Raw genomic sequence first — 21,955 nt, forward strand, 5'->3', positions numbered from 1 at the left:
TTATTCACATTTGTTCATTCTTCCACAAAGATTCCGGTCAGTTTTGGTACATTAAATCTGTTAATGAACAGATACGTCCGCGGAGTCGACAGCTCTTTTACCCTCTTCGGATAGAAGTGAATAAACTGTTCCGGCTATCTTGGCTCCATTAGTTATGACTGTTGCGACTAAATCCATGCCAACATATAAGGCGTCATCAATAGTGGCATGGAATAGATGTCCTCTCTTTAAAATTTCTACCAAAAACAGAACCTAATAATTGTAGACTTCTCTGAAAATAAGCGTATTTTCAGCAAAATATTGATTTTTTAATCAGAGATTGTTACCATTTAAACGAACACGTTCATAAAAAATTGAAGGCTGTAGCTACAGCAGCGCACAGCTATGGTTATTTTGATTTCAGGAAAGATAGATATGCCCAAAATTATAGAAAACATCAAGGAACAAATCATAGAAGAAGCAAAAAAACAGCTTTTTGAGAATGGTTATTCAAAGACGACTATCCGTTCTGTTGCAGCAGCCTGCGGAATTGGCGTTGGGACTATGTATAATTATTTCTCGTCAAAGGATATGCTGATTTCAACATTTATGCTTGAAGACTGGAAAAATTGTACTCTTCAAATGAAAAAGCTGGACACTTCAGAAGAACTTATATTTCTTGATGGAATTCATGATTATCTCAAGGTCTTTATAAAAAAATACAGCTTTCTTTTTAAAGATAAGGAAGCTGCATCAGTTTATTCCGCAGTCTTTACAGAAAGACACGCGCAGCTACGAAGAGTTCTGGGGGGAATAATACTACCGGTGTGCATTGATAAAGGCTATGATGAACCTGATTTTATGGCAAATCACATTGCGGAGTCTATACTTTTTTGGACACTTGAGGATGTTCCATTTGAGAAACAGGCGGGGATCTTTAAAATTCTTTTAAAACGGAGGGTATGAAATGAGTAGCTTTGAAAACTTGCGAATCGTAGACAATTTTTATCAGACATCACTGTTTTTTCCGATGCCTACCGTTCTTATCAGCACTTTGTGCGAAGACGGCTCAACTAATCTGGGACCCTATTCCCTGATCCAACCATATTATGTCGCTGGTAAGGATTATTACGCAATGCTTCTTAATTGTCGTAATTCATCTAACACAGCACAGAATATTTTGCGCACAGGAAAATGTGCGATCAACTTTATCGATGACAATCCCAAAAACTTTCATGAGGCAGTGAAGCTTTCATGGCCTGGCGATAAGCCATCCGAAAAGATGCCAAAATGTAATTTCAAATTGGAAAAGAGCCTTATTCAGGAGGAAAATCCAGAGGATCTGCGCCCAATGGTCATGACAGACGCAATAGAAGTGATCGAGTGCACATGGATGAGAGAGCTTGATGGAGCTTCGAACGATGCTCCGGGACAGCTTGAAGGTTATGAAGGCCCATATCACGATTTCAACGGAATAACCAGTAAGTTTGGTGCGCACTTTATCTTAAGAATCGACAAGATCCTTATGAAAAAGAAATATCGCGATGCCATAATAAACGGCGTGACAGCAAGAGATTTCCCGCCACTTCCTGTAGATTACGGTTACAGGGATTCAAAGAACTTCTGGTTCCACAGAAAGAGAAGAATGAGAGCAGAGCTTTTGCAGGTTCGCGAAGCGTCACTTGCTTCTGTTCGTTATGCTGCAGAAAGAGCTGATGACAAGATAAAGTTTACTGATGATGCACTTAAGTGCCTATTGGGTGTTCCAAGAGTCTTTTTACCTGCTGCTCTTAAGGGCTGTGTTGAGTGGGCAAGAGAGAATAACGTTGAACTTGTAACTGAGGAGCACATGAAGATAATCAATGACAAGCGTGCCCAAGAAAAGAAGAAAAAATAATTCATGACATGGAGGAGATAAAAAATGAAGGTTGTACTTGCAGGCGCTTATGGTAATTTGGGCGCAGATATATTTAAAGCTCTGTTAAAGGAAGGACATGAAGTTGTTGCTCTTGACATGATGCAGAGAGATATTGAGCTTAATGGCAAATATTCTTTTACCAAGGTAGATGTGACAAAACCTGAGACACTTGTGGGAACATGCGATGGCGCAGACGCAGTCATTACAACTGTGGGCCTCACCAAAGGATCTGCCACAATTTCCAACTATGATATCGACTATCAGGGGAATCTCAACATATTAAATGAAGCCAAAAAAGCGGGAGTTAAGCATTTTACCTATATTTCAGTAATAAGAGCAGATCAGGCTCCTGAAAAAGTACCTATGGTACACGCAAAATATCTTTTCGAGCAGAAACTGAAAGAAAGCGGCCTCTCATATGTTATTCACAGACCAACAGGCTATTTTTACGACATTGTAAAAGTATTCAGACCAATGGTCGAGAAGGGCGCCGTTACCCTTCTTGGAAATACACCTGTCAGCTGCAACGTTATTTCAACTGAAGATTTTGCTGATTTCATCGTAAAGCATATGCTTGATGACAACAAGATTTATGATGTAGGCGGAAAAGAGACTTACACATATGAAGAAATTGCAACAATGTGCTTTAAGGCAGCTGGAAAAGAACCGGTAATAAAGAAGGCTCCGACTTGGCTCTTTGATGTACTTGCATTTGTGAATAAGCTCAAAAAGAACGGAAAAGAAGCAATCATCCGCTTCTCAAAGTTTACTTTATCTCAGGATATGGTAGGTTCAACCAAATATGGAGATATGAGCTTTGCTGAATATATAAAAGACAACTTTGCCGTCTGATGAAAGTGGCAGGTATTTTCACTTGGAGGAATAATTTATGTATTGGAATTCATTACTTATAATCTGCCTTGTCTGCGCTGTACTAAGTGCAGTGGGCTTCTATAAATATGTGTATTTTCTATCTATTGGATATGGATTTGCAATTGCCGGTGGCGGCATAACTGTTTTAATTATGACTTTGAAGTATGGCTGGTCAGAAGGAGTTGTTGTTCTTGCTATTTTACAGGCTGCTTTGTTTATTGCCTATGGCGCACGTTTGTCCGGATTTCTTTTGATAAGAGAGATAAAAAATGCGGCTTATCGCAAGACATTGAAGGAAGCAACAGGAAATGACAAGAAAATACCTGTGTTTGTAAGCATTTCAATCTGGGTATTCGTTGCTATTCTTTATACAGCACAGGTGAGCCCAATGCTCTTTAGATATGCAAACGGATCAAAGGATGTTCTGGTTCCTGTAATTGGAATGCTGATCTCTGTTTTTGGTCTTGGACTCGAGTCACTTGCAGATAAACAGAAATCAGACCAGAAAAAGGAAAGACCTGATATGGTAGCAACCAAAGGACTTTACAAAATTGTCAGATGTCCGAATTATCTTGGGGAGATTATTTTCTGGACAGGGGTATTTGTTGCAGGAATCACAACTTATCAGGGACTTGGACAGTGGCTTATGGCCATAATAGCATATGTCTGCATCGTTTATATCATGTTCAACGGAGCTCAGCGCCTTGAAAAACGCCAGATGGCACGCTATGGCAATGACGCTGCATATAATCATTATGCGGATAAGACACCGATCATACTTCCTTTTATTCCTATTTATCATCTGAATAAAAAAACGAGTTGATAAGTGACATCATGGGGGTTACATATGAAAAATTATTCAATCACAATGGGGATCATAGATTTTATACCGGTTATATTTTTTGCCGTTGCAGCAATAATGTTGCAACGGAATCTGTATAACAAAATGAGCAAAGGCGCCTTCGCACTTTTTGCTGTGGGCACAATTGATATAATCTATGCAGGAATTGTCAAAGCACTCTATAAGCTTCTTTATGCCGCAGGAATCTGTGATTTCAAGCCTTTGAATGATATATTCTTTCCAGTTCAGTCCATTGGATTTCTTTTGGCAGGAATAGGCATACTTGCAATGCTTCTTCACAAACAGGGCAAAAACGCTGCGCTATCCGTTGCACCACCTGTGTTTACAGGCACAGCAATATTTGTAAGCTGCATGTGCATTGGACTTGCTATGATATATATTGCTTTGTGCATAATAGCAGTAAAGCTTAAAAAGCCATTTCTGATAGCGGTATTTGTTGTATCTTTTCTCTGCTCACTTACAATGGGATATCTTTCATCCAAAGATTTTACACAGAGCTACATGAACTGGATTGCCCAGATGATTAACATTGTTGGACAGGGACTTCTATTCTATGGCGTGATAGTCATGAATAAGGCCGGAATTGCTGACCTTGTACTTTGAAAGTGAGGCTGGCTATGACTTGTCTGGATAACAATCAGGAGAACAGGACCTAACACTATGGATATGCTCGGAGTTGATAAACCGAAGAGTAAAAAATATATAGGCGAGTACTACGACAAGAATTCACACTCCTTTAAAGATGCTTATGTCATTCACTTTATGACAGGCCCGGAAGGCGCAGACGTTATCATTTCCCTTGACTTCAAGTGGACAATGATATGCTGCTATGCCTGCAGGAGCCATTCTGCTGCAGGGTTTGACGACAGCGGAAGCTGCTACTATGATTTTCCCGGGACAGAATCAATAGAATACCTGAATATCATAGCTTTTATCAAGGAACATACCTTTGTAGGCAGTAGTTACAGTAAAGTCATGCCCAGAGATGAGTATGAGTCGATACTTGACACTATCGGCTATACAGAATGAGATTTCATCCTTCCGGTCAGCACTCTATCACCAATACCACAAAGAATGAATTATCGCCTTTCATGATCGATCATTGGAAGATAATAATCAGTGTTACAAGTTTAGTATTCCTAAGATTCATAGTCATAAAAAAATAGCCGGCAATTGCTTGCCAGCTATTAAGTAGCTCACTATCATGTTTTTCAACTCAAACCACTAATTCTTTTCCCAACCTCTTCATCTTCCGTGAGGTCGTAAACCATCCTGTAGCAATCCAGTGCTTGGGCTTTGTCTCCAGCTGTCATACGCAACTCCCAAAACATCTTTATTACATCAATTACATAGTCACTATCTTTCTCATCTTCAGGAGTATTTAATATTTTTTTCCATGAATTCATCATTCTCTATACCATAAATTGTTTTCACAAAATTCTTGATTTTTTCATCTGCCGAACCACTGCCACCAAGATGATTAAGTGTGCTTATTATTTTTTCTTCTGTATACTCCTTTTTTCGCTTACCATTTTCATCATCCTTCCACATTTTAGCTTTACATAGCAATGGATCAATATTCTTACTGCTGTAATAATCTCTAATTAGTTTAAGGAATATATCTATTCTGTAATCGTTTCCACATCTATTCTTGATAATTTGGAAATACCCTTGGCATGGCAACAGCGAAATGTTCTGAAAACTATATCGTTCAGGTATTTCTAAACATTTTTCTTGAAATTTCTCGCGAAGTTTCTCTTTCAGCTTTGCCGGCATCCTTTTCACATTAATAATTACATCTCCACCCCAGTAGCAATCAGGCAAATCTTTAATCGGATGTATAAGGCGATAACCTTGTTTAATCAAAGAATCATCTGACAGCCCTAACTCTTCATCATAAAACTGTAAATAGAAGCCCCATGCACGACAATTTGAATCACCCTCAAGATTAAATTTTTTCTCTCTTATTTCATCTAATGTCATATACAAAAAATCCTATCCTTCATTGTTACTGTTGAGCTTCCATCTCATCTAAATCCAGTTTATCTTTACACCTTCTAATTGTCTCTTCGCTAAATTCAAAAAGTCTCCGGGCAAGCACCGGATCATTAGAGCGTTTAGACAATCTGGCAATCTGTCGTTTGTAGAAATATTCACCCGAAATGTCTTTTACCAAATCATCAGTTGTAAGGAAAATGGCTGTGTCTGCCTGTTTCGTTTCGCAAATTTAAAATTTTATTATATTTGCGAATCAGAAAGCCATCTTGCAATATCAATAATTCTTATCCCTTCATGCTGGCTTTCTTCATGTTTTGTCCTGGCAATCAGCAATTTCAGATAAGCATCCTTAATACTTAAAAGCGAAGACACCTCACGCTTAAAAGTATCCTCTCTGGATATGTCGTCAGATACCTGAATGTAGACCTTTTCGCCTTCTTTTATTGCGACAAAATCCACTTCTTTTTCATATAACTTGCCTACATATACTTCGTAGCCACGTCTGAGAAGCTCTATTGCAACTATGTTCTCATACAGGTGTCCATAATCAGCATTTTTTGTTCCTATTTCAGAAAAGCGGAAAGCCAAATCAGACAGATAGTACTTCTTGTCTGACTCTAGATATCTTTTCCCTTTAATGTCATAGCGCTGGATTGGATAAAAAAGGAAAGATCGGCAGAAGTAATTCATATATGCACCTACAGTCTTGTCATTAGTCTTGTAGGTGCCGGAAGTCAGCTTAGAAGCCACATTCCTTATTGAAGTTTGATTCCCCACGTTATCCATAAGATAATTTCCAATCATTATCAAAAGATCTTCGTTTTCTATCTTGAATTTTCTTACAATGTCTTTTGTAATCGTGGTCCTATAGATACCATTAACATATCGTCTTGCATCTTCCTCAGTTTTATAAAGATAAGAACCAGCCATTCCACCCTTTTTAACATAAGAATCAAAGGCTTCATCTATATCGTTTGAAGGATAGTACATAAGATACTCTTTAAATGAAAAAGGATATAAGCTTATCTCATAAACCCTTCCACCAAACAACGTAGCTAAATCACTTGATAAAAGAAATGCATTTGATCCGGTAAGGTAAATATCATAGATTTCTTCTTCGTAAATACTATTGATCACGCGTTCAAAACCTTCACAAAGCTGTATTTCATCAATGAAAAGATAATTTGTCTTATCCTCAACATAATGCTGCTCTATGTAGTCATAAAGCTTGTCAGCATCCAATAGTTTCTCAAACTTCTTTAAGTTCAGCTTGATCCGAACGATATTAGCCTTATCATAACCGGATATCAAATCAATGAATGCATCCATTAACTTTGATTTACCACTTCTTCTTACTCCGGTTATTACTTTTATGTCCGGGACATCCTTAACCGCTAAAAGTTTATTAAGATAATAGTCTCTTTTTATAAGTTTCATCGCAGTTTCACCACCTTTATTAAATTGTATTCTATTTCGCAAATTTAATCAAATTTTAAATTTGCGAAACATAAAGCTTTTAAGTTCTTTTTAGGATATGCGAATACAATTCAGATTAAAGGAGATGAAACTGATATGAAGAGAATTGCCCTTATTCCAAAGGATTCATTCCTAATCTACCGAGAGATACTGAAGTTCTCAGCATCATCCTTTGTAAGCTTCATCATAGACTACTGCTTGTTCTGTCTGCTATCCGCCCTGGGATCATCCTTAGTCGTTGCAAATGTCGCAGCAAGGATATTCAGTGGAACCATAAACTACACCATCAACAAAAGGAAAGTTTTTAAGTCTCGATCAGGTGCAGCTTCTGCGCTCAAATATGCGCTTCTTGCTGTATTTATTCTTGTATGCAACACCTTGATCTTAGAGGTGCTAACCGGCATGAATATGCCATTCTATACAGCAAAGATACTCACTGAGATAGTTCTTTTTATATTCAGCTATCTCGTACAGCGAAGCTTAATATTCACGAAAGGAAGGGATTATAGCATGAAAAAGAATCTTTGGCCGGTAATATCAGCTGTTCTGCTAATGGCCTTTACAACCTATATTACTATGGACACCTTTGTAATAAGCAAAAGTTATAACACGAATGCCACGGAAATGAACACTGCAATGTTTGCGGATATTGAGAGTCCTTCCGTTACCTCTGATGAGTCTGCTGATGATACTTCAGCATCCTCCGAGGTTTCAGAGTCAGCAGCCGAGTATACCGGAGAGAATACCGTATCTACAGATGACTACACAATAACCCTGTCTGATTATTATCAGAATGATACTAAGATTTACGTTGCCGATGTAACCCTCTCTTCTGCCAGGTATTTAAAGACCGCTTTCGCCGATGACACCTATGGAAAAAATGTAACGGCAACCACTTCATCTATCGCAGAAGATAACGATGCTATACTGGCCATAAACGGTGACTATTACGGAGTTCAGGAAAGTGGATATGTCATAAGAAATGGTGTTGTCTATAGAAACACGGCAAGCGGTTCCGACGTACTTTGCATTTATGCCGACGGCACAATGGAAGTAGTAAATGATGCCGATTATACAGCAGAGGAACTTGTTTCAATGGGTGTCTGGCAGGCATTTACTTTCGGTCCTGCTCTTATAGAAGACAGCGAAGTTGCAGTAGATACAAACACCGAGGTAGATAAGGCCAAGACAAGTAACCCGCGAACTGCCATCGGAGTCATTGATGCCAATCATTTTGTTTTTGTGGTATCAGATGGAAGGACCTCTGAGAGCGAAGGCTTAAGCCTGTATGAGCTTGCAACCTTCATGAAAGATCTTGGGGTAACAACTGCTTACAACCTCGACGGAGGCGGATCGTCTACCATGTATTTCAATGGCTATGTCATCAACAATCCTACTTCTGGCGGAAGCATCAAAGAACGAAGTGTCAGCGACATTGTCTATATTTAAGGGCCGGCTATGAACTATCAGAAAGGATCTGACTATGGAAAAAGAATTAAAGAAAAACTTATTCTACAATACTGTATGGACAGCATTTCTTGCGCTCTTTGGCGCAATATATGAATTATTCAGCCATGGCGTAACATCTTACTACATGATCTACGCCTTTGCCATACCACTTATCATGGGTGTTTTGCTTTATGAAGTGATGCTCATTAAGAATATATTTCCCGGCAAAACCTTTGCTAACATATGGAATACAGCTATAGCCACATTTAGCATAGGCTGCGTATTTAATGGCGTTCTGGAAATCTATGGCACGACAAACCGGTTGGTAATTGTTTATCCTGTAGCAGGCGCAATACTAATGCTCATAGCCTTCATTCTTCCACAAAGATTCCGGTCAGTTTTGGAACATTGAATCTGTTAATGAACAGATCACACTTGCAAAGAAGCGCATAGAAAGCAGATCTGCCTTCACCGGCGAAGGATTCGTAGTTAGCCTGTCCCTTGGCGAGTATGACGTCCGCGGAGTCGACAGCTCTTTTACCCTCTTCGGAAAGAAGTGAATAAACTGTTCCGGCCATCTTGGCTCCGTTAGTTATGACTGTTGCTACGGAATCCATGCCAACATATAAGGCGTCGTCCATAGTGGCATCATTGGCCACTTCCCCGCCCCTTACCATGACGGTAATTGAAAGGTGCGGGAATTGCTTTTTGAGCTGTTCGAGCATCAGCTTATCCAGAACGATCTCTCCGCAGTTATCTGTGATGAGGAGAAATCTTTTTGCTTTGGCGCATTTATCTGTAAAGGATCTGTAAGTTTCTTTTTCCTCTTCTCGCATCTCTATATCACCAAAAAGCGAAAGAAAAGTATCAACATTAACTTCATTTAATGCAGCAAAGTCGATGTAATTGCCGATTCTTGCCATAACCAGGGATGTGGCGAGGGGATCAGAGCTTTTTCTGAGCTTATCCCTCAGATCCTCTTCCATTGAAAGCACCAGGTCGTTGTACTGCTTTTTCACGACCTTGAAACTTGGGAGAGGACCGATGTACTTCTCGTGAAGCTGGTTGAATGCAGCAACTAACTGGGGGCTTGTTATGTCATCCGGCCTGTTGTCGAGAAGACGCTTTATTTCGGCCAGATATTCTTTGTTGTCTGTTTTCAGGCATTGCCTGTCGTACATGCACTTGGCACAGGAATCATTGAATTTCATATATTTTTTCCTTTGGGTGATTCGTTTCGCAAATTTAAATAATTTTTAAATTTGCGAAATATTGATTTTAACGAAGGCTGAAACAGCCAAGGAATCTTAGTTCCATAGGGCTTTTGCCTTTCAAAGCTTCGAAGTCCTGATAATCGCAATCCGAACACTCAATGAGATAATAATATTCGCCCAACTCTGTCTTTCTTGGCCTGTCGTGCAAGGCTACAAGCGTCATATGGCTCTTTTCCATCTCCGTTAGTAACGCCGGGATGTCTTTTGCAGAACCTTCTGCGACAAATGACATTCTATCAGCCCCAGCAACCGGCGGATTCTCAGTGGACAGCACGTAGAATCTGGTCTTGTTACTGTCGTTTTCCTGTATGGCTGAAGCAAGAATTTCAAGGCCGTATACATCAGAACAGGCTGCTGATGCAATCGCTGCTATGGATTTATCCTGTGACTCGGAAACGAGCCTTGCGCCTTCGGCTGTGCTTGAAACCTCTATTACTTCTGCGTTCGGTAGATTCTTGGCAAGCCAGTCTTTTCCCTGGGCAATGCCCTGTTTATGGGAATATACGGTTTTGATCTCATTCAGAGTCGTGCCCGGAATGACAAGGAGATTCTGATTGATAGGAAGTTCTACTTCACCAACCACAGACACATCGGTATGCGATATCACGATATCTACATAGTCCGTAACTGCGCCACCAATGGTGTTTTCCTGAGGTATTACAGCATAGTCTGTTTGCCCGGCTTCCATGGCATCAACTGCATCACTGACAGTTTCAAAGGGAAGGTACGAGCCCTTCTTGTCGAAGAAAGTTCCGCATGCTTCCTGGGTGTAAGTGCCTTCAGGTCCAAGGTAGCTGACAGTGGCGCTATCGAAATCTATGGAGGATTCTTGATACTGCTGCGGATTCTCCAATGCTGATCTGCCACAGGCGGAGGCGGACAGTACAAAAAACATTATTAGGATTACAGGAATAGTTTTTTTAGTCATTAAATACCTCTATAATTCGCTGATTCTATTGAAATATATGTTAACATTAATCTGACAAATAAGAGTCACATATTATTAGTAAGGAGAATGCGCATGGGACTGTTCGATTTCGTCAAGAAATTAAAATCAAAGAATGCTAACAAGGATCAGCGTGGCTGTAAGTCTGCAGAACAAAGAAAAAGAGAGAGTATCGAATTTCTAAAGGAGCAGGGAATAGAATATCTGGAGAGTCTGCCTTTCATAGAGGATGCTTCTGAGGTGGAGCTTAAGGATGTTGATGTGATCTGCAAGAAAGCTATATCGACTTTGCTTATCATTCAGGTGGCTCATGACGCTCTGAATAATGAGTTTGAGAAATCAAAATCCTATTTCAGTGAGGAGTTTCAACGCTTCGGAGTGGAGGACTATCTGAACAAGGAAGAAAAAGAGCTGTGGAACGGGACCTACACGAAACAGAGCCTGTGCAATATAACATGGAAGTATGAGACGTTATGGGCTTTGCTGTGGGCGCTTGGCATTATAGGCGATGACGAATTCAAAGTACCGGTCGATGTGATGGACTATATGAAGGCTATCAAGATAATTCGCGAATGCAAGGATTATGATGAATTCAAGGCAAAGGTCAATATGCGGGGCATAGAAGAAATTCTGGATATGCTGGATCTCTTTTACAGGTATCATTGGACGACCGAAGATGCCAGGTTAAATCTTAAAAAGCTTCCGAAGATCAACGGCGAGGTTGTGGCCGAGCGCAGACGAGGCCTGGAGTGGCTTGTTTCTGAGGAAGAGGATTGGAACAATATATATTTAGACACATGATCACAAAAAATAGCCGGCAAGTACTTGCCGGCTATTTTTTAGCTCAAACCACTAATTCTCCTCCCGACCTCTTCATCTTCAGTGAGGTCGTATACCATCCTGTAGCAATCCAGTGCCTGGGCTTTGTCCCCAGCTTCCTGTGCTTCCTCTGCTGCCTTGTAAAGGAGGGCCAGGGTTATCGGATTGGCTTCGGTGGGAATGTTGTTTTCCTTCAATGTGTTTCGGATCTGAGAAAGGTCTTTTGCCGAAACCTTCTTACCAATGGCCTTCTCGAGAAACTCAAGCTCAGCGTCGGCTTGCTGGGATTCCTCGAAATACTTGCTGTAGAGGTAACAGGCTGCGGAGAGCTCGGGGTTGTACTTTTCGAGGTAGTACCAGCCGAGGTTCCTGTAATATGCTGCCAGCTCCGCTCTGGTGCAGCAGTAGTTATAGGACTCCGTGGTGTAGGAATACTCGCCCTCGGTGTCGCCAAGCTGCTTACAGCAGAGGATGATCCCCAGGATTGATTCCATGTCTACCGGATTCTCAAAGTGTGCGTCGAGCCACTCTTTCTGCGACTTCGAATAGTTGCCGGCAAGCATTAGCTCTTTTGCCCTCTCCTTGTGAGGTGTGAGGGTGTCCACGTCCGTTAATTCGTATTCATCATCCCCAAGGCAATAATACTCGTACAAAAAGACTTCGGATATGTGCCTGAGGCATAGTTTCAATTTGCTCATTGTTTATTACCTTTTCTCTTTCGATCAGAGACTATTGAGTTTCTCTATCATAATCCTCCATTTACTTTGAAGTTGTCAATCCTATATAGTGGTGTTGGCTGTTTCTTATGCCCACTAAAAAATGAGTCAATGTGAAACGTCCCCTATGACTCATAAAAAAACCGGCAATTACTTGCCGGTATCTTTTGAAAGCTCCTGTCTCAGCGCGTTCTCGAGCATTGATGAAAACGAGATGGATGAGATTATGGTGCTTCCGTTGTATTTCCTTTCCATGTCAGTTCCTGATGGTGAAATGCCACTAACGGCGCGGCGCATGTCTCTTTTTGCGGATACCAGATCAATGTTCATATGCTACCTCCTTGTAAAAACAAACATCAACCACAACATCTAGTATTCTCAATGCTATTATATACAATATATTCTTAAATGAGCATAAACAATTCTTAAAAAAGTGTAATTAAAGCTGCGAAATACCGGTAATGAGATTTAAGGTTCCATGGATAAAAAAAGAAAACCCTCTGCAAAGCTGCAGAGGGAGTGGGTTTGGGCACTACTCATCAATTCCATTCATATTTAAATTCAAAGCCTTCTTCCGGTTCACCTACATTTTAGATTATTTAGCATGGCTTTACTTCCATGTCATCTCAAGCTTCTTCTTGGATTTTGCACAGTCAACAAGATACAGATTCATAAGCTTCTGGTAAGGTATTCCGGATTCGGAAGATTGATCCTTGAAATAATTCAATGCATCTATATCAATATTAATAGTAATCTTCTTACGGAGTTTTTTGGCGTATGGATTCCTTACAGCTTTACTAAAATCAAATTCTTTTTCTAAAAACTCATCTCTTTCTTCTTCAGTTTTCATAAGCCTTTTCTCCTTTCTCGTTCATATCCGGTTTTCTCGGTCTCAGTTGCTTTTCGTGAAGATATCAGTCTAATAACCGATTCGGATTCTCTGGTACAATGAACTACAATCAACAGTCTTCCCTTTTTGCTAAGTCCAAGGATACGAAATCGATCCTCCCCCTTACTTGAATGTTCTACATCAAATTCCAAAAGAGCATAGTCATCATAGAACACTGTCTGTGCTTCTTCAAATGACACACCATGCTTTTCCTGGTTGATCAGATTTTTCTCTTCGTTCCATTCAAATCTTATTTCATCTATACATATATTATACATACTTTTACCATATCCGTAAATATATTGAACTTATAACAATTCAGTTCTGTCATTTCAGGCAAAATAATAATCTCATATGAATTGTCCTATAAAAATGACAGTTGATAAAAGCAGTATTTATGCGGAATTAGTCAAAAACCCCAGTAATGGGAGTATCCCAATACTGAGGTTTGCTCAATTTAGGTAAAATCATATCTCTTGATCTCACAATTCTTAATTCCACAGGAGGAAAACTCCTCATTGTCCATTTCTCTGAAGTATGACTCGACCATTCTTGTGATTCCGTTATGCGCGACAAGGATGACAACTTCATCGCCGCTTCTGATATCATCAAGCAGGTTGTAAATTCTCTGGGCCAATTGAAGCATGGACTCGCCTGTTCCAAATCGGCTTGCCATGTCTTTCTTGGCTTCATGGAACTCTGCTCCATCCCTTGGGGTTGATTCCCATATTCCAAAGTTCTGCTCCTTGAGCCTTGGCTCTATCTCCATGGGAATTCCTGTGATTTCTGAAATGTGTCTTGCTGTCTCAGATGCTCTTACTAAAGGCGATGACAATATTTTATCTGCTTTTATGCCTTCAGAGAGGATCTTCTTGCCGGTCTCTATGGCCTGCTCATGGCCTTTGGCTGTCAGCTCTATGTCTGTGGCTCCGCATATTTTGTTTTCAACGTTCCAGACTGTTTCGCCATGTCTGATGAAGTAAAAATGGTCCATAATGTCTTTTGCTCCCAAATACAAATTTCATCAATCAATATATCCCCAGGTCTTAGCGACCGTATCCACCCAGCAAAGTTCCTGATTCCCTATCGGAAGCCCACTGCTTGTGGTGGAGAATGTATCTACAGTGATAAGGTTTGGCTGAACGAAAATCTCTTTTACCGGAGTGTGACCTACGACCTGAAACAAGCCATCAGGGAACATGCCCTTTGCGAGTGTTCCATACTGTGGACGAACCCAGATGGGTGAGTTATCTTCCCACAACTCATCATAGCCATATTCGTTAATTATACCAATCATACAGTCGATGTCATCCATCATGTTATAAAGCTGCGCCTCTACAAATTCCCTTGTAAGGCCGGCGTGACTGAACAACGTGTTGTCCAGCCTATGGATAATGCCGTAATTCTCCGGCGTGCTTAATGTATCACGCAGTTCCTCAAGCTTGTCGCATACCAGGTCCGCAGCAACTATTGAATAGCCCGGGTGATCGTACTGGCTCCAAAGGTACGATAGATCGTGGTTTCCATAGCACCAATAAGAATCAGGATATCTACGAGCAAAGTCTATTGCTGCATCCAGTGTTTCTTTATAAAGCTCAAGATTGTACTGACAGCCCCAGTCATCGACAAGGTCGCCCACGAATACTGCGTTATTACAATCGGTGGTCTCCATGATATCGATGGCCTGACTGAAAATCCAGGGTTTGAGGTGTATGTCGGGGATTACGAGGGCTTTGCTCATTGCCTGTCTCCTTACTATTTACATTTCATGCCAAGTTTTCAGATGTTTTATTGGGTAGTGCCTGTTTTAGCTCTTTAGAATAAAACTTACTATCATAGTTCTTATGCTGATATTCATTTAGTATTGGAACCCCTTGTTCCAGGAGGTACTCTCCTATATACATTTCCACGCCGTTTCTGCACTGCAGAATATGGTCACAGCCATCAATTCCGGCGCCTTTGCCATATTTTCCAACCGGGCGAATTCCACTTACCAGGATAAAAATAATTTCTTTATCCCATTTTTGATCAAGTGATTTGAGAATCCTCCAATTAAGGTACTTATCATTTTCAGGAAATCCGAAATCATATCCGGCGCCGGCAACAACAATATGCCCCTTTGAAGAGAATTCAATGAAAAAGAGCTCACCGTTTTCTTTTTTCATTTTTCTTCGGAATTTAGCAAGGCTCTCATTCGAGTCTGGGGTTGGAAAGCTGTACTTTATCTGAGCGCCATTATATCCTTTGAGAGAGCAAAGCTGGTTAAGGCAAGGTACAAGATCTGTTTTGATATCTTTCTTATCCTTGAGCTTGACTGCTTCTGCGCTTATTTCCTTAGCTCTTTGTATCCTGCTGTCTATGTTTGATTTATCTATCATTGTATTATTATCCTTGCCAAAATCTCGACGGTGATCAGGGCCGATTCATCTTAGTTGTTATGCATTTTAATTCTAGCATAATCAAGGGCAATGAAAACGGACAGTTGGGCATAACAAGAGGCTTATATTCTGTGCGATGGTTGGAAACGGAATTTCGACCACCCCACAATTCTCTTCTATGTAAAAAATAGTTGGAAATTTCAAAAAGGGGTTTATGGGGCTCATTGAGTAATTGCATCACATGGAATCCGCAGGCCGGTAGTTGTGATGCAGGGAAGGCGCTAGGCATGAAGTTTTCTTTAGCTATGCTCTTGAAAAACTTTTGTAATTTCCAACTATTTTTCCATAGGTGGATTTTTGTGATGCTTTTCAAAAACAGACTCCAACCAGCACGCTCATATATAAGGTCTTGTGATGCTCTTTCCGTCGCATGATTCCCCGCGAATGAAAAAAGGGAGTCAAAAGAACCGTCCCCGTGACTCCAGTGAAAAAAGGAGTCAAAGAGAACCGTCCCCATTGACTCCCTGAAAAAATGAGTCAAAGTGAAACGTCCCCGGTGTCTCATTAGCGATATGGCTAATAGTATTGATTAAGCTTGCTTCTTCATTACATAAACTCCCTAACTCAACTCTTGTCGTCATTCTATGATAAGATAAATGTAAGTATTTAGAAAGGCGGGATCGATATGAAAAAGAAATTTCTTACAACCATCATGGCGATATGCCTTGGAACTTCTCTTCTGGCAGCGTGCGGAAATACTGCACCTGAAGCTGCGCAGGAAGGGGCTGAGGCTCAGGATGGCGATGGTCAGAAAGGCGATGGTCAGGGCGCTTCCGGTAGTGGCGAAGAATCCGGCGAGGCGGTTGCTTCCGGCATTGAGGGGCACTGGCAGCTGATGTGTGAGCTCAGCCACATTGAGTACTCTGATGGTGATTTTTACGACACTTCTTTAATGTACTGTGACGGCGAAGCTCCTGCGTCAGAGATGATCATCCGAAGCGAAGGCGATCAGTACGTTGTCGACTATTACTATACCGAATACGATTATTACGAGAAGAACTGCGGAATTCCTATGGTGAAGAGTGGAGACGACAGCTCTTTTACCTTCACATTGGCAGATCCGTTTGACGATTCCTCGAATGATCAGGAATTGAAGCTTTATTTGAACGATGAAGGAAGGCTCGTTGTTGAGAAGCAGTACAGATATGAGGACGAAAGTGATCCTGAGTACTGGTCAAACAGCACCTACACCAGCATCTATCTTCCCAAGGATTCGCCGCTGTTTGATGATCCGGAGAGCCTGAGGTACTTTGATACGGTTACGGTTTCCAATACTGCAGATCTTTTGAACAGCATTCAGAACAACCGAAAGATCCTGCTTGAGGCCGGAGAATACGACTTCTCACAGGTTGCGTCAAAGGCCATCAACAACTTCCGCATCAGCGAGAGCTGGGATGGAACCAAGAACGTTGTTTCGGAGGTCAGCAGCTTGTGCATCGAGGCCAAGGACGGAGCCAAAGTTGAGCTTTGTATCGATGAACCCTATGACCCTGTAATCTCTTTTAACAATAGTAAGGGCATTACGCTCAGGAATCTTACTGTCGGACACCACGTTGAACCCGGCTATTGCAGCGGAAGCGTTCTGTACTTCGAGGGCGTGGACCATCTGAATGTTGATAAGTGCAATCTGTACGGCAGCGGAACTTACGGAATCGAGGCTTACAACACCTACGATGCAAATGTGACCGACACGGATATTTATGAGTGCACTTACGGACTGGTTGCGCTTCATAATGTAGGAACGTTTAATTTTAAGAACTGCGTTATGAGGGACAGCAGCGATCTTTCGATGATTGACTGCGACAGCGCTTATGATGTTACATTTGAGGACTGCGTGTTCTCGGGGAATGATGCGACGAGCTTCGACACTACCAGCTTTGTTGAGGTTGGCGAGTACGACAGGGTTACGTTCAGGAACTGCGAATTCAATGACAACAAGTTCTATACATTCTCTAATAGGGAAGTTACGCTTGAGAACTGTACCGAGACGGGCAACAGCTCTGCGATGACTGAGTACATGAATGCGTCGGAGGCTAGCGCGCCGACCAAGGATTCACTTCTTGAGGGATACAATGCAGCTGTGGACAGGCAGGCTGAGATAGACAATGAGCTGTCGACTAATGCTCTGCTCGATCAGGCTACGCTCAATCAGCTGGCTTATGAGGAATTTAATCTGTGGGATTCGCTCATCAATCAGATGTGGACTTACCTCAGCGGAACGCTTGATGAGGAGAACATGACGAACCTTAAGGCTGAGCAGCAGAAATGGATCAAGGACAAGGAAGCTGCCATGAAGACTGCCGGAGCAGATTTTGAAGGCGGAACGATGCAGCCAATGATTGAGTATAGTACCGGTGCGAAGCTTACGAGGGAAAGATTGGAAGTGCTGATACAGAGATATATAGGTGATTAAAATGAAGCCCCCGGGTCAGAAATGATCCGGGGTTTTTTTGAGCCCTGGGGACGGAGTCAGTGGCTCATTTTTGGTCCCTAGGGACGAGGGTTAGGGACCATTTTTCTTCCGTGAGTCAAACTGTTACGTCCCTGGTGTCTCACAACCACATTACATGGATCCTATATTTGTACGTTGGTTGGAAACGTGATTTCGACCACCCCACAACTCTCTTCTATGCAAAAAATAGTTGGAAATTTCAAAAAGGGATTTGTGGTCAGGCATTAGTGTTTTCGAAAAACTACATCACATGGCACCCGTAGGCCGGTAGTTGTGATGTAGGGAAGGCGCTAGGCATGAAGTTTTCTTGAACCAGGCCCTTGAATGGCCTTTGTAATTTCCAACTAATTTTCTGTAGGAAGATTTTTGTGATGCATTTCAAAAACAAGCTCCAACCAACACGGCCTTATATAGGGGCTTGTGATGCACTTTCCGTCGCATGATTCCCCATACATAAAAAACAAGTCAAAAGAACCGTCCCCGTGACTCCTGTGAAAAAAGGAGTCAAAGAGAACCGTCCCCATTGACTCAAATTATGAGTCAAAGTGAAACGTCCCCAGTGACTCAAAATGAGACAAACTGAAACGTCCCCGGTGACTCATTTTCTGGCGTCGATCCTGACGAAAGGCTTGAGGTCTTTTACTGCGTCTTTCTGGGTGATCTCTACGTCGCCGTTGTCGGTGTCTATGAGTTTATAACGGTCGTTGCCCATGCCAAGTTCCTTCATGTAAGAGAGCTGGCGATGGCCGTGCCTTGTCTCGATTCGCTGAACGAGGGCTTTGTGCTCTTCTTCTGTCATGGCGTATACCAGGTCGATGCACGCCTGATCGATTGCCAGGATATCGGTTGAAGCAAGGATTCCTACGTTTGGTGTTACGACGGGCTCAGCATCCACGCCTTCGCAGTCGCAGGAAACGCTCATGTTTCTCATTACGTTTACGTAAGTGATGTTCTTGCCGAAGTGGTCGATGGTGGCCTTTGTGGACTCAGTGATCTTCTCCATGAGTTCTTCTTCGTTTACGCCCCAGTCGTTGCCGTTTTTGGCGTGGATCCACATCTTGCCTACATGTCCATCAGCACATCCGATTCCAATATTCTTGTTGCTTCCGCCAAAGCCGCCCATGGTGTGGCCTTTGAAGTGGGTGAGCACAAACATTGAATCGTAGTCAAGCATATGTGAGCCGTGGCTCATCTCTTTAAACCACTTACCGCCGTTAACGGGAAGGGTTATGGTTCCGTCGGCGTCCATGATATCTACTTCTGTGAAGTCCCAGCCGTTGATGGCCAAAGTCTTCCTGTGATCTTCAGTGGTGTATCTGTCGCCTTTATAGAAGGTGTTGGTCTCCACAATCCTGGCGTCTTTGAGGCAAGGCTCTTTTTCCATTACCTCTTTTACCCAGCTAGGAGGTGTGATATTGGGGCCTTTTGGCTCGCCGGTGTGAAGCTTGATCGCAACTTTTCCGGTGATGTTTCCGTTCACTTTCTCAAACACTTTCATGATGCCGGCTGCCGACAAATCTCTTGTAAAGTACACAACAGACTCAGCACCTGTTCTCTCGTCGTATGGGATGTATCTTGATCCGTCAATCATCTTATCTGTACCTCCTTTTTTGATGTAAGTATATTTTAACAAAAAATGAACCCCGGGGACGGAGTCAGTGGCTCATTCTTGATCATAAAAGTGGATTGCTGTTGCAAGTTCATCATAGCACTCCCCTCGGTTGCCGTAAGACAGATGATCGCCTGCGCTGAACAAGTAATGGAAAGGTTTCTCGTCACTGAAACGATATGGCAGGAATCCCCATAGCTTGTACATACTGTCGGCAAAAACCTCCAGCTCACTGCCTTTGAAGTATTCCGCAAGGACGCCCATAAGTCTTTTGCCAAATTCCGTCTTATCAAAATCGCGCTCTTCCATCAGCCTGAAAGTATGCAAAACTGCATTCTTGGTTGTCCGGTACTTAAGCTCAATCGCATCCTCATCTTCAGGATCAGCAATAAGTATCTCATCAAGAGCTTCCTTATAAAGCTCATCGTCTTGCAATCCCACACCGTATAAAAGCGCAAAGACATACAGATCAATGTAGGTATATCTGCTTCTTGATGACTCGTTGCGCTCCATGAACCACTTATGCTCCTGTTTGTGCTCAGTCATCCACTCTTTTACAATCTGCGCAGCAGATTTATAGCATTCAAGAGCCTTGTAGCCGCCTTTTGTCCACTCCCTGACATGATATTTCTCGGAGACCAAGGTGTAGCCATCAACCGGAAGGATTTCCCCAAACGTTTCTTCGCCTATGGTCACAGTGCAGGGAACGATAGGGCCAAAGCCATAATCTGACTCTGATCCGACATACTCTTTGCAAAAAGGGCATACTACAAGGTAGTTCGGTCCGCTCTTCAGGTTGTAAAATCTATCGCAGGTTTTGCAGTAGAACTTACTCATTTATTTGATACTCTCTTTCTTCTAAACCAATACAGGCAACCGAAGCACATGATTATCTGCACTACTGTTGAACATGGTGTAGCAAGTCCTATGTGGAACAGGGTGACCGGCTCCCATTTACTCATAAGGATCACGACAGGAATCCTGACAAGGAATGCACCGATGATGCCCTGCACCATGACAAATGTTGTCAGGCCGACTCCGTTGTAGAATCCTATGAAGCAGAACAGGAAGCATGTAAACAGACAATCGACGGCATATGCTTTCAAGTATTCAGCACCTGCAAGGACAACCGAATTGTCTTTTGCAAAAATGCCGGTTAGAAGGTCTCCTCTGAAGAACCCCAGGATGAACATCGCAAATCCGAAAGCGAAGGACACAACTATTGTTGAGCGCAGCGCCTTCAGAGCCCTGTCCATCTTGCCTGCACCTACGTTCTGAGCAACAAATGCAGAGATGGACTGCATGAAAGCTGCAGGAACAAGCATGATAAAACCGCACACTTTCTCTGCGACACCAACGCCGGCTGAAGCTGTAACGCCAAGCGTGTTCACTATCGCCTGAACAACCAGGAACGAGAGCCCTACAAGGAAATCCTGAAGCGCAATCGGAGTGCCGAGCTTCAGGACTCTGCCTATGATTTCTCCGTCGTAGCGGACCATCTTCAGATTGAATTCAAAGGAAAACTTCTGCCTTACAATGATAAACAGCGAAGCCACCACGCTCACCAGCTGCGCTGATACTGTAGCTATTGCCGCGCCCTTTGCGCCAAGCCCGAGTACCGCGATGAGTAGAAGGTCCCCGACAATATTTACTACGCAGGCTATTCCCACCGTTATCAGCGGAGTCTTGGAATCTCCCATGCTCCTGAATATTGCGCCGATAAGGTTATAGGACACGATGGCGATCATGCCCATTCCGCAGATTCTTATGTAACTTACCGTCTGCTCGAAGGCCGCTTCCGGAGCCTGCATCATTGCTGCAATTTGCGGCGATGCGATGGGGATTATGATTGACATGCACAGTCCTATTGTCAGGAAAAGAGCTATACTCGCCCCTATTATCTGTCCTCCGAGCTTAAGTTTTCCCATTCCTATCTGCTGCCCGAAATATATCGTTGTTCCCATGGCCAGCGATGAAATAAGATTGCCTATCGTAAGCATGATCTGCGATCCGGTTGAAACCGCCGATACTTCTTCGGGAACCGAAAACTTCCCGACTACCATCAGGTCAACTGCGCCGTACATTGCCTGCAAAAACAAGGCAAACATTACAGGCAGCGCAAACATCATAAGCGGTCCTATTATTTTTCCTTCTGTAAAGTTCTTTTCATTAGTCATCTGATGTGTTCCTCGCGTTTTGAGCCCTGGGGACGGAGTCAGTGGCTCATTTTTTTGAGCCTCTGACTCCGTCCCTAGGG

At 42.4% G+C, this 21,955-nt stretch carries 24 protein-coding genes; 10 read left to right on the forward strand and 14 right to left on the reverse strand.

Going from position 1 to position 21,955, the window contains the following annotated elements; translation table 11 throughout:
- Positions 1 to 384 precede the first annotated feature (384 nt).
- From G589_RS21375 to G589_RS0115320, 6 genes are read left to right on the forward strand one after another with little or no spacing between them, the layout of a single operon-like run.
- Positions 385 to 945 carry a TetR/AcrR family transcriptional regulator gene (locus G589_RS21375; RefSeq protein WP_081669080.1) on the forward strand — a complete coding sequence of 187 codons (561 nt, stop codon included), beginning with the start codon at positions 385 to 387 and terminating at the stop codon, positions 943 to 945.
- Between the two features lies 1 nt (position 946).
- Positions 947 to 1,876, forward strand: a complete 930-nt coding sequence (locus G589_RS0115300) for a hypothetical protein (protein ID WP_026522743.1) — start codon at positions 947 to 949, stop codon at positions 1,874 to 1,876.
- 24 nt (positions 1,877 to 1,900) lie between these two features.
- Entirely contained in the window at positions 1,901 to 2,749 is an 849-nt protein-coding gene (locus G589_RS0115305) for an SDR family oxidoreductase (RefSeq protein WP_026522744.1), read from the forward strand.
- Between the two features lie 37 nt (positions 2,750 to 2,786).
- Positions 2,787 to 3,593 (forward strand): DUF1295 domain-containing protein, encoded by an 807-nt coding sequence (locus G589_RS0115310; RefSeq protein ID WP_026522745.1) that lies wholly within the window; start codon positions 2,787 to 2,789, stop codon positions 3,591 to 3,593.
- Between the two features lie 24 nt (positions 3,594 to 3,617).
- Entirely contained in the window at positions 3,618 to 4,235 is a 618-nt protein-coding gene (locus G589_RS0115315) for a hypothetical protein (RefSeq protein WP_026522746.1), read from the forward strand.
- Between the two features lie 57 nt (positions 4,236 to 4,292).
- The gene (locus G589_RS0115320; protein WP_026522747.1) at positions 4,293 to 4,661 is read left to right on the forward strand and encodes a hypothetical protein; all 369 of its coding nucleotides are present in this window, start codon (positions 4,293 to 4,295) and stop codon (positions 4,659 to 4,661) included.
- A gap of 342 nt (positions 4,662 to 5,003) precedes the next feature.
- On the opposite strand, the gene G589_RS0115330 is transcribed toward G589_RS0115320, so the two are convergent.
- Both G589_RS0115330 and G589_RS0115335 read right to left on the reverse strand, forming a co-directional pair.
- Positions 5,004 to 5,615 (reverse strand): hypothetical protein, encoded by a 612-nt coding sequence (locus tag G589_RS0115330; protein WP_026522749.1) that lies wholly within the window; start codon positions 5,613 to 5,615, stop codon positions 5,004 to 5,006.
- A 255-nt stretch (positions 5,616 to 5,870) separates the two neighbouring features.
- A complete protein-coding gene (locus G589_RS0115335) occupies positions 5,871 to 7,067 on the reverse strand; it encodes an ATP-binding protein (protein WP_026522750.1) in 1,197 nt (398 codons plus the stop codon).
- 135 nt (positions 7,068 to 7,202) lie between these two features.
- Here G589_RS0115335 and G589_RS0115340 point away from each other — a divergent pair, with 135 nt between their 5' ends.
- Both G589_RS0115340 and G589_RS0115345 read left to right on the forward strand, forming a co-directional pair.
- On the forward strand, positions 7,203 to 8,555 hold the full coding sequence (locus G589_RS0115340) for a phosphodiester glycosidase family protein (protein WP_081669081.1): 1,353 nt from the start codon (positions 7,203 to 7,205) through the stop codon (positions 8,553 to 8,555).
- A 34-nt stretch (positions 8,556 to 8,589) separates the two neighbouring features.
- Complete coding sequence (locus G589_RS0115345; protein WP_035776302.1) at positions 8,590 to 8,967, forward strand: hypothetical protein; 378 nt, start codon at positions 8,590 to 8,592, stop codon at positions 8,965 to 8,967.
- Here G589_RS0115345 and G589_RS0115350 read toward each other — a convergent pair.
- Entirely contained in the window at positions 8,927 to 9,766 is an 840-nt protein-coding gene (locus G589_RS0115350) for a damage-control phosphatase ARMT1 family protein (RefSeq protein WP_026522753.1), read from the reverse strand. The two genes, G589_RS0115345 and G589_RS0115350, sit on opposite strands and share 41 nt — an antisense overlap.
- A 67-nt stretch (positions 9,767 to 9,833) precedes the next feature.
- Positions 9,834 to 10,757, reverse strand: a complete 924-nt coding sequence (locus G589_RS0115355; protein ID WP_026522754.1) for a prephenate dehydratase — start codon at positions 10,755 to 10,757, stop codon at positions 9,834 to 9,836.
- A gap of 93 nt (positions 10,758 to 10,850) precedes the next feature.
- Between G589_RS0115355 and G589_RS0115360 the strand changes: the two genes are divergently transcribed.
- On the forward strand, positions 10,851 to 11,576 hold the full coding sequence (locus tag G589_RS0115360) for a DUF4272 domain-containing protein (RefSeq protein WP_051192439.1): 726 nt from the start codon (positions 10,851 to 10,853) through the stop codon (positions 11,574 to 11,576).
- 38 nt (positions 11,577 to 11,614) lie between these two features.
- On the opposite strand, the gene G589_RS0115365 is transcribed toward G589_RS0115360, so the two are convergent.
- The 7 genes from G589_RS0115365 to G589_RS20220 all read right to left on the reverse strand — a co-directional run bounded on the left by G589_RS0115365 (position 11,615) and on the right by G589_RS20220 (position 15,577).
- Complete coding sequence (locus tag G589_RS0115365) at positions 11,615 to 12,283, reverse strand: hypothetical protein (protein WP_155832561.1); 669 nt, start codon at positions 12,281 to 12,283, stop codon at positions 11,615 to 11,617.
- 177 nt (positions 12,284 to 12,460) lie between these two features.
- Positions 12,461 to 12,640 carry a hypothetical protein gene (locus G589_RS0115370; RefSeq protein ID WP_026519942.1) on the reverse strand — a complete coding sequence of 60 codons (180 nt, stop codon included), beginning with the start codon at positions 12,638 to 12,640 and terminating at the stop codon, positions 12,461 to 12,463.
- Between the two features lie 280 nt (positions 12,641 to 12,920).
- A complete protein-coding gene (locus tag G589_RS0115375; RefSeq protein WP_026522757.1) occupies positions 12,921 to 13,160 on the reverse strand; it encodes a CopG family antitoxin in 240 nt (79 codons plus the stop codon).
- Complete coding sequence (locus G589_RS0115380) at positions 13,157 to 13,477, reverse strand: BrnT family toxin (RefSeq protein WP_196811897.1); 321 nt, start codon at positions 13,475 to 13,477, stop codon at positions 13,157 to 13,159. The genes G589_RS0115375 and G589_RS0115380 overlap by 4 nt, the downstream gene beginning before the upstream one ends.
- A gap of 179 nt (positions 13,478 to 13,656) precedes the next feature.
- Positions 13,657 to 14,193 carry a histidine phosphatase family protein gene (locus tag G589_RS0115385; RefSeq protein WP_026522759.1) on the reverse strand — a complete coding sequence of 179 codons (537 nt, stop codon included), beginning with the start codon at positions 14,191 to 14,193 and terminating at the stop codon, positions 13,657 to 13,659.
- A 30-nt stretch (positions 14,194 to 14,223) separates the two neighbouring features.
- On the reverse strand, positions 14,224 to 14,940 hold the full coding sequence (locus G589_RS0115390; protein ID WP_035776305.1) for a metallophosphoesterase: 717 nt from the start codon (positions 14,938 to 14,940) through the stop codon (positions 14,224 to 14,226).
- Between the two features lie 25 nt (positions 14,941 to 14,965).
- Positions 14,966 to 15,577, reverse strand: a complete 612-nt coding sequence (locus G589_RS20220) for a hypothetical protein (RefSeq protein ID WP_051192441.1) — start codon at positions 15,575 to 15,577, stop codon at positions 14,966 to 14,968.
- 685 nt (positions 15,578 to 16,262) lie between these two features.
- On the opposite strand from G589_RS20220, the gene G589_RS0115405 reads away from it, so the two are divergent.
- Positions 16,263 to 18,050, forward strand: coding sequence for a lysozyme inhibitor LprI family protein (locus G589_RS0115405; protein WP_026522762.1), 1,788 nt, complete (start codon positions 16,263 to 16,265; stop codon positions 18,048 to 18,050).
- A 637-nt stretch (positions 18,051 to 18,687) separates the two neighbouring features.
- On the opposite strand, the gene G589_RS0115410 is transcribed toward G589_RS0115405, so the two are convergent.
- The 3 genes from G589_RS0115410 to G589_RS0115420 form a co-directional block, all read right to left on the reverse strand.
- Positions 18,688 to 19,680, reverse strand: a complete 993-nt coding sequence (locus tag G589_RS0115410) for a DUF362 domain-containing protein (RefSeq protein WP_026522763.1) — start codon at positions 19,678 to 19,680, stop codon at positions 18,688 to 18,690.
- 72 nt (positions 19,681 to 19,752) lie between these two features.
- The gene (locus G589_RS0115415) at positions 19,753 to 20,535 is read right to left on the reverse strand and encodes a hypothetical protein (protein ID WP_026522764.1); all 783 of its coding nucleotides are present in this window, start codon (positions 20,533 to 20,535) and stop codon (positions 19,753 to 19,755) included.
- Positions 20,532 to 21,875 carry an MATE family efflux transporter gene (locus tag G589_RS0115420; protein WP_026522765.1) on the reverse strand — a complete coding sequence of 448 codons (1,344 nt, stop codon included), beginning with the start codon at positions 21,873 to 21,875 and terminating at the stop codon, positions 20,532 to 20,534. The genes G589_RS0115415 and G589_RS0115420 overlap by 4 nt, the downstream gene beginning before the upstream one ends.
- Positions 21,876 to 21,955 lie beyond the last annotated feature (80 nt).

Origin of the sequence: Butyrivibrio sp. VCB2001, assembly GCF_000423965.1 — a bacterium.
Taxonomy (GTDB): Bacteria; Bacillota; Clostridia; order Lachnospirales; family Lachnospiraceae; genus Butyrivibrio.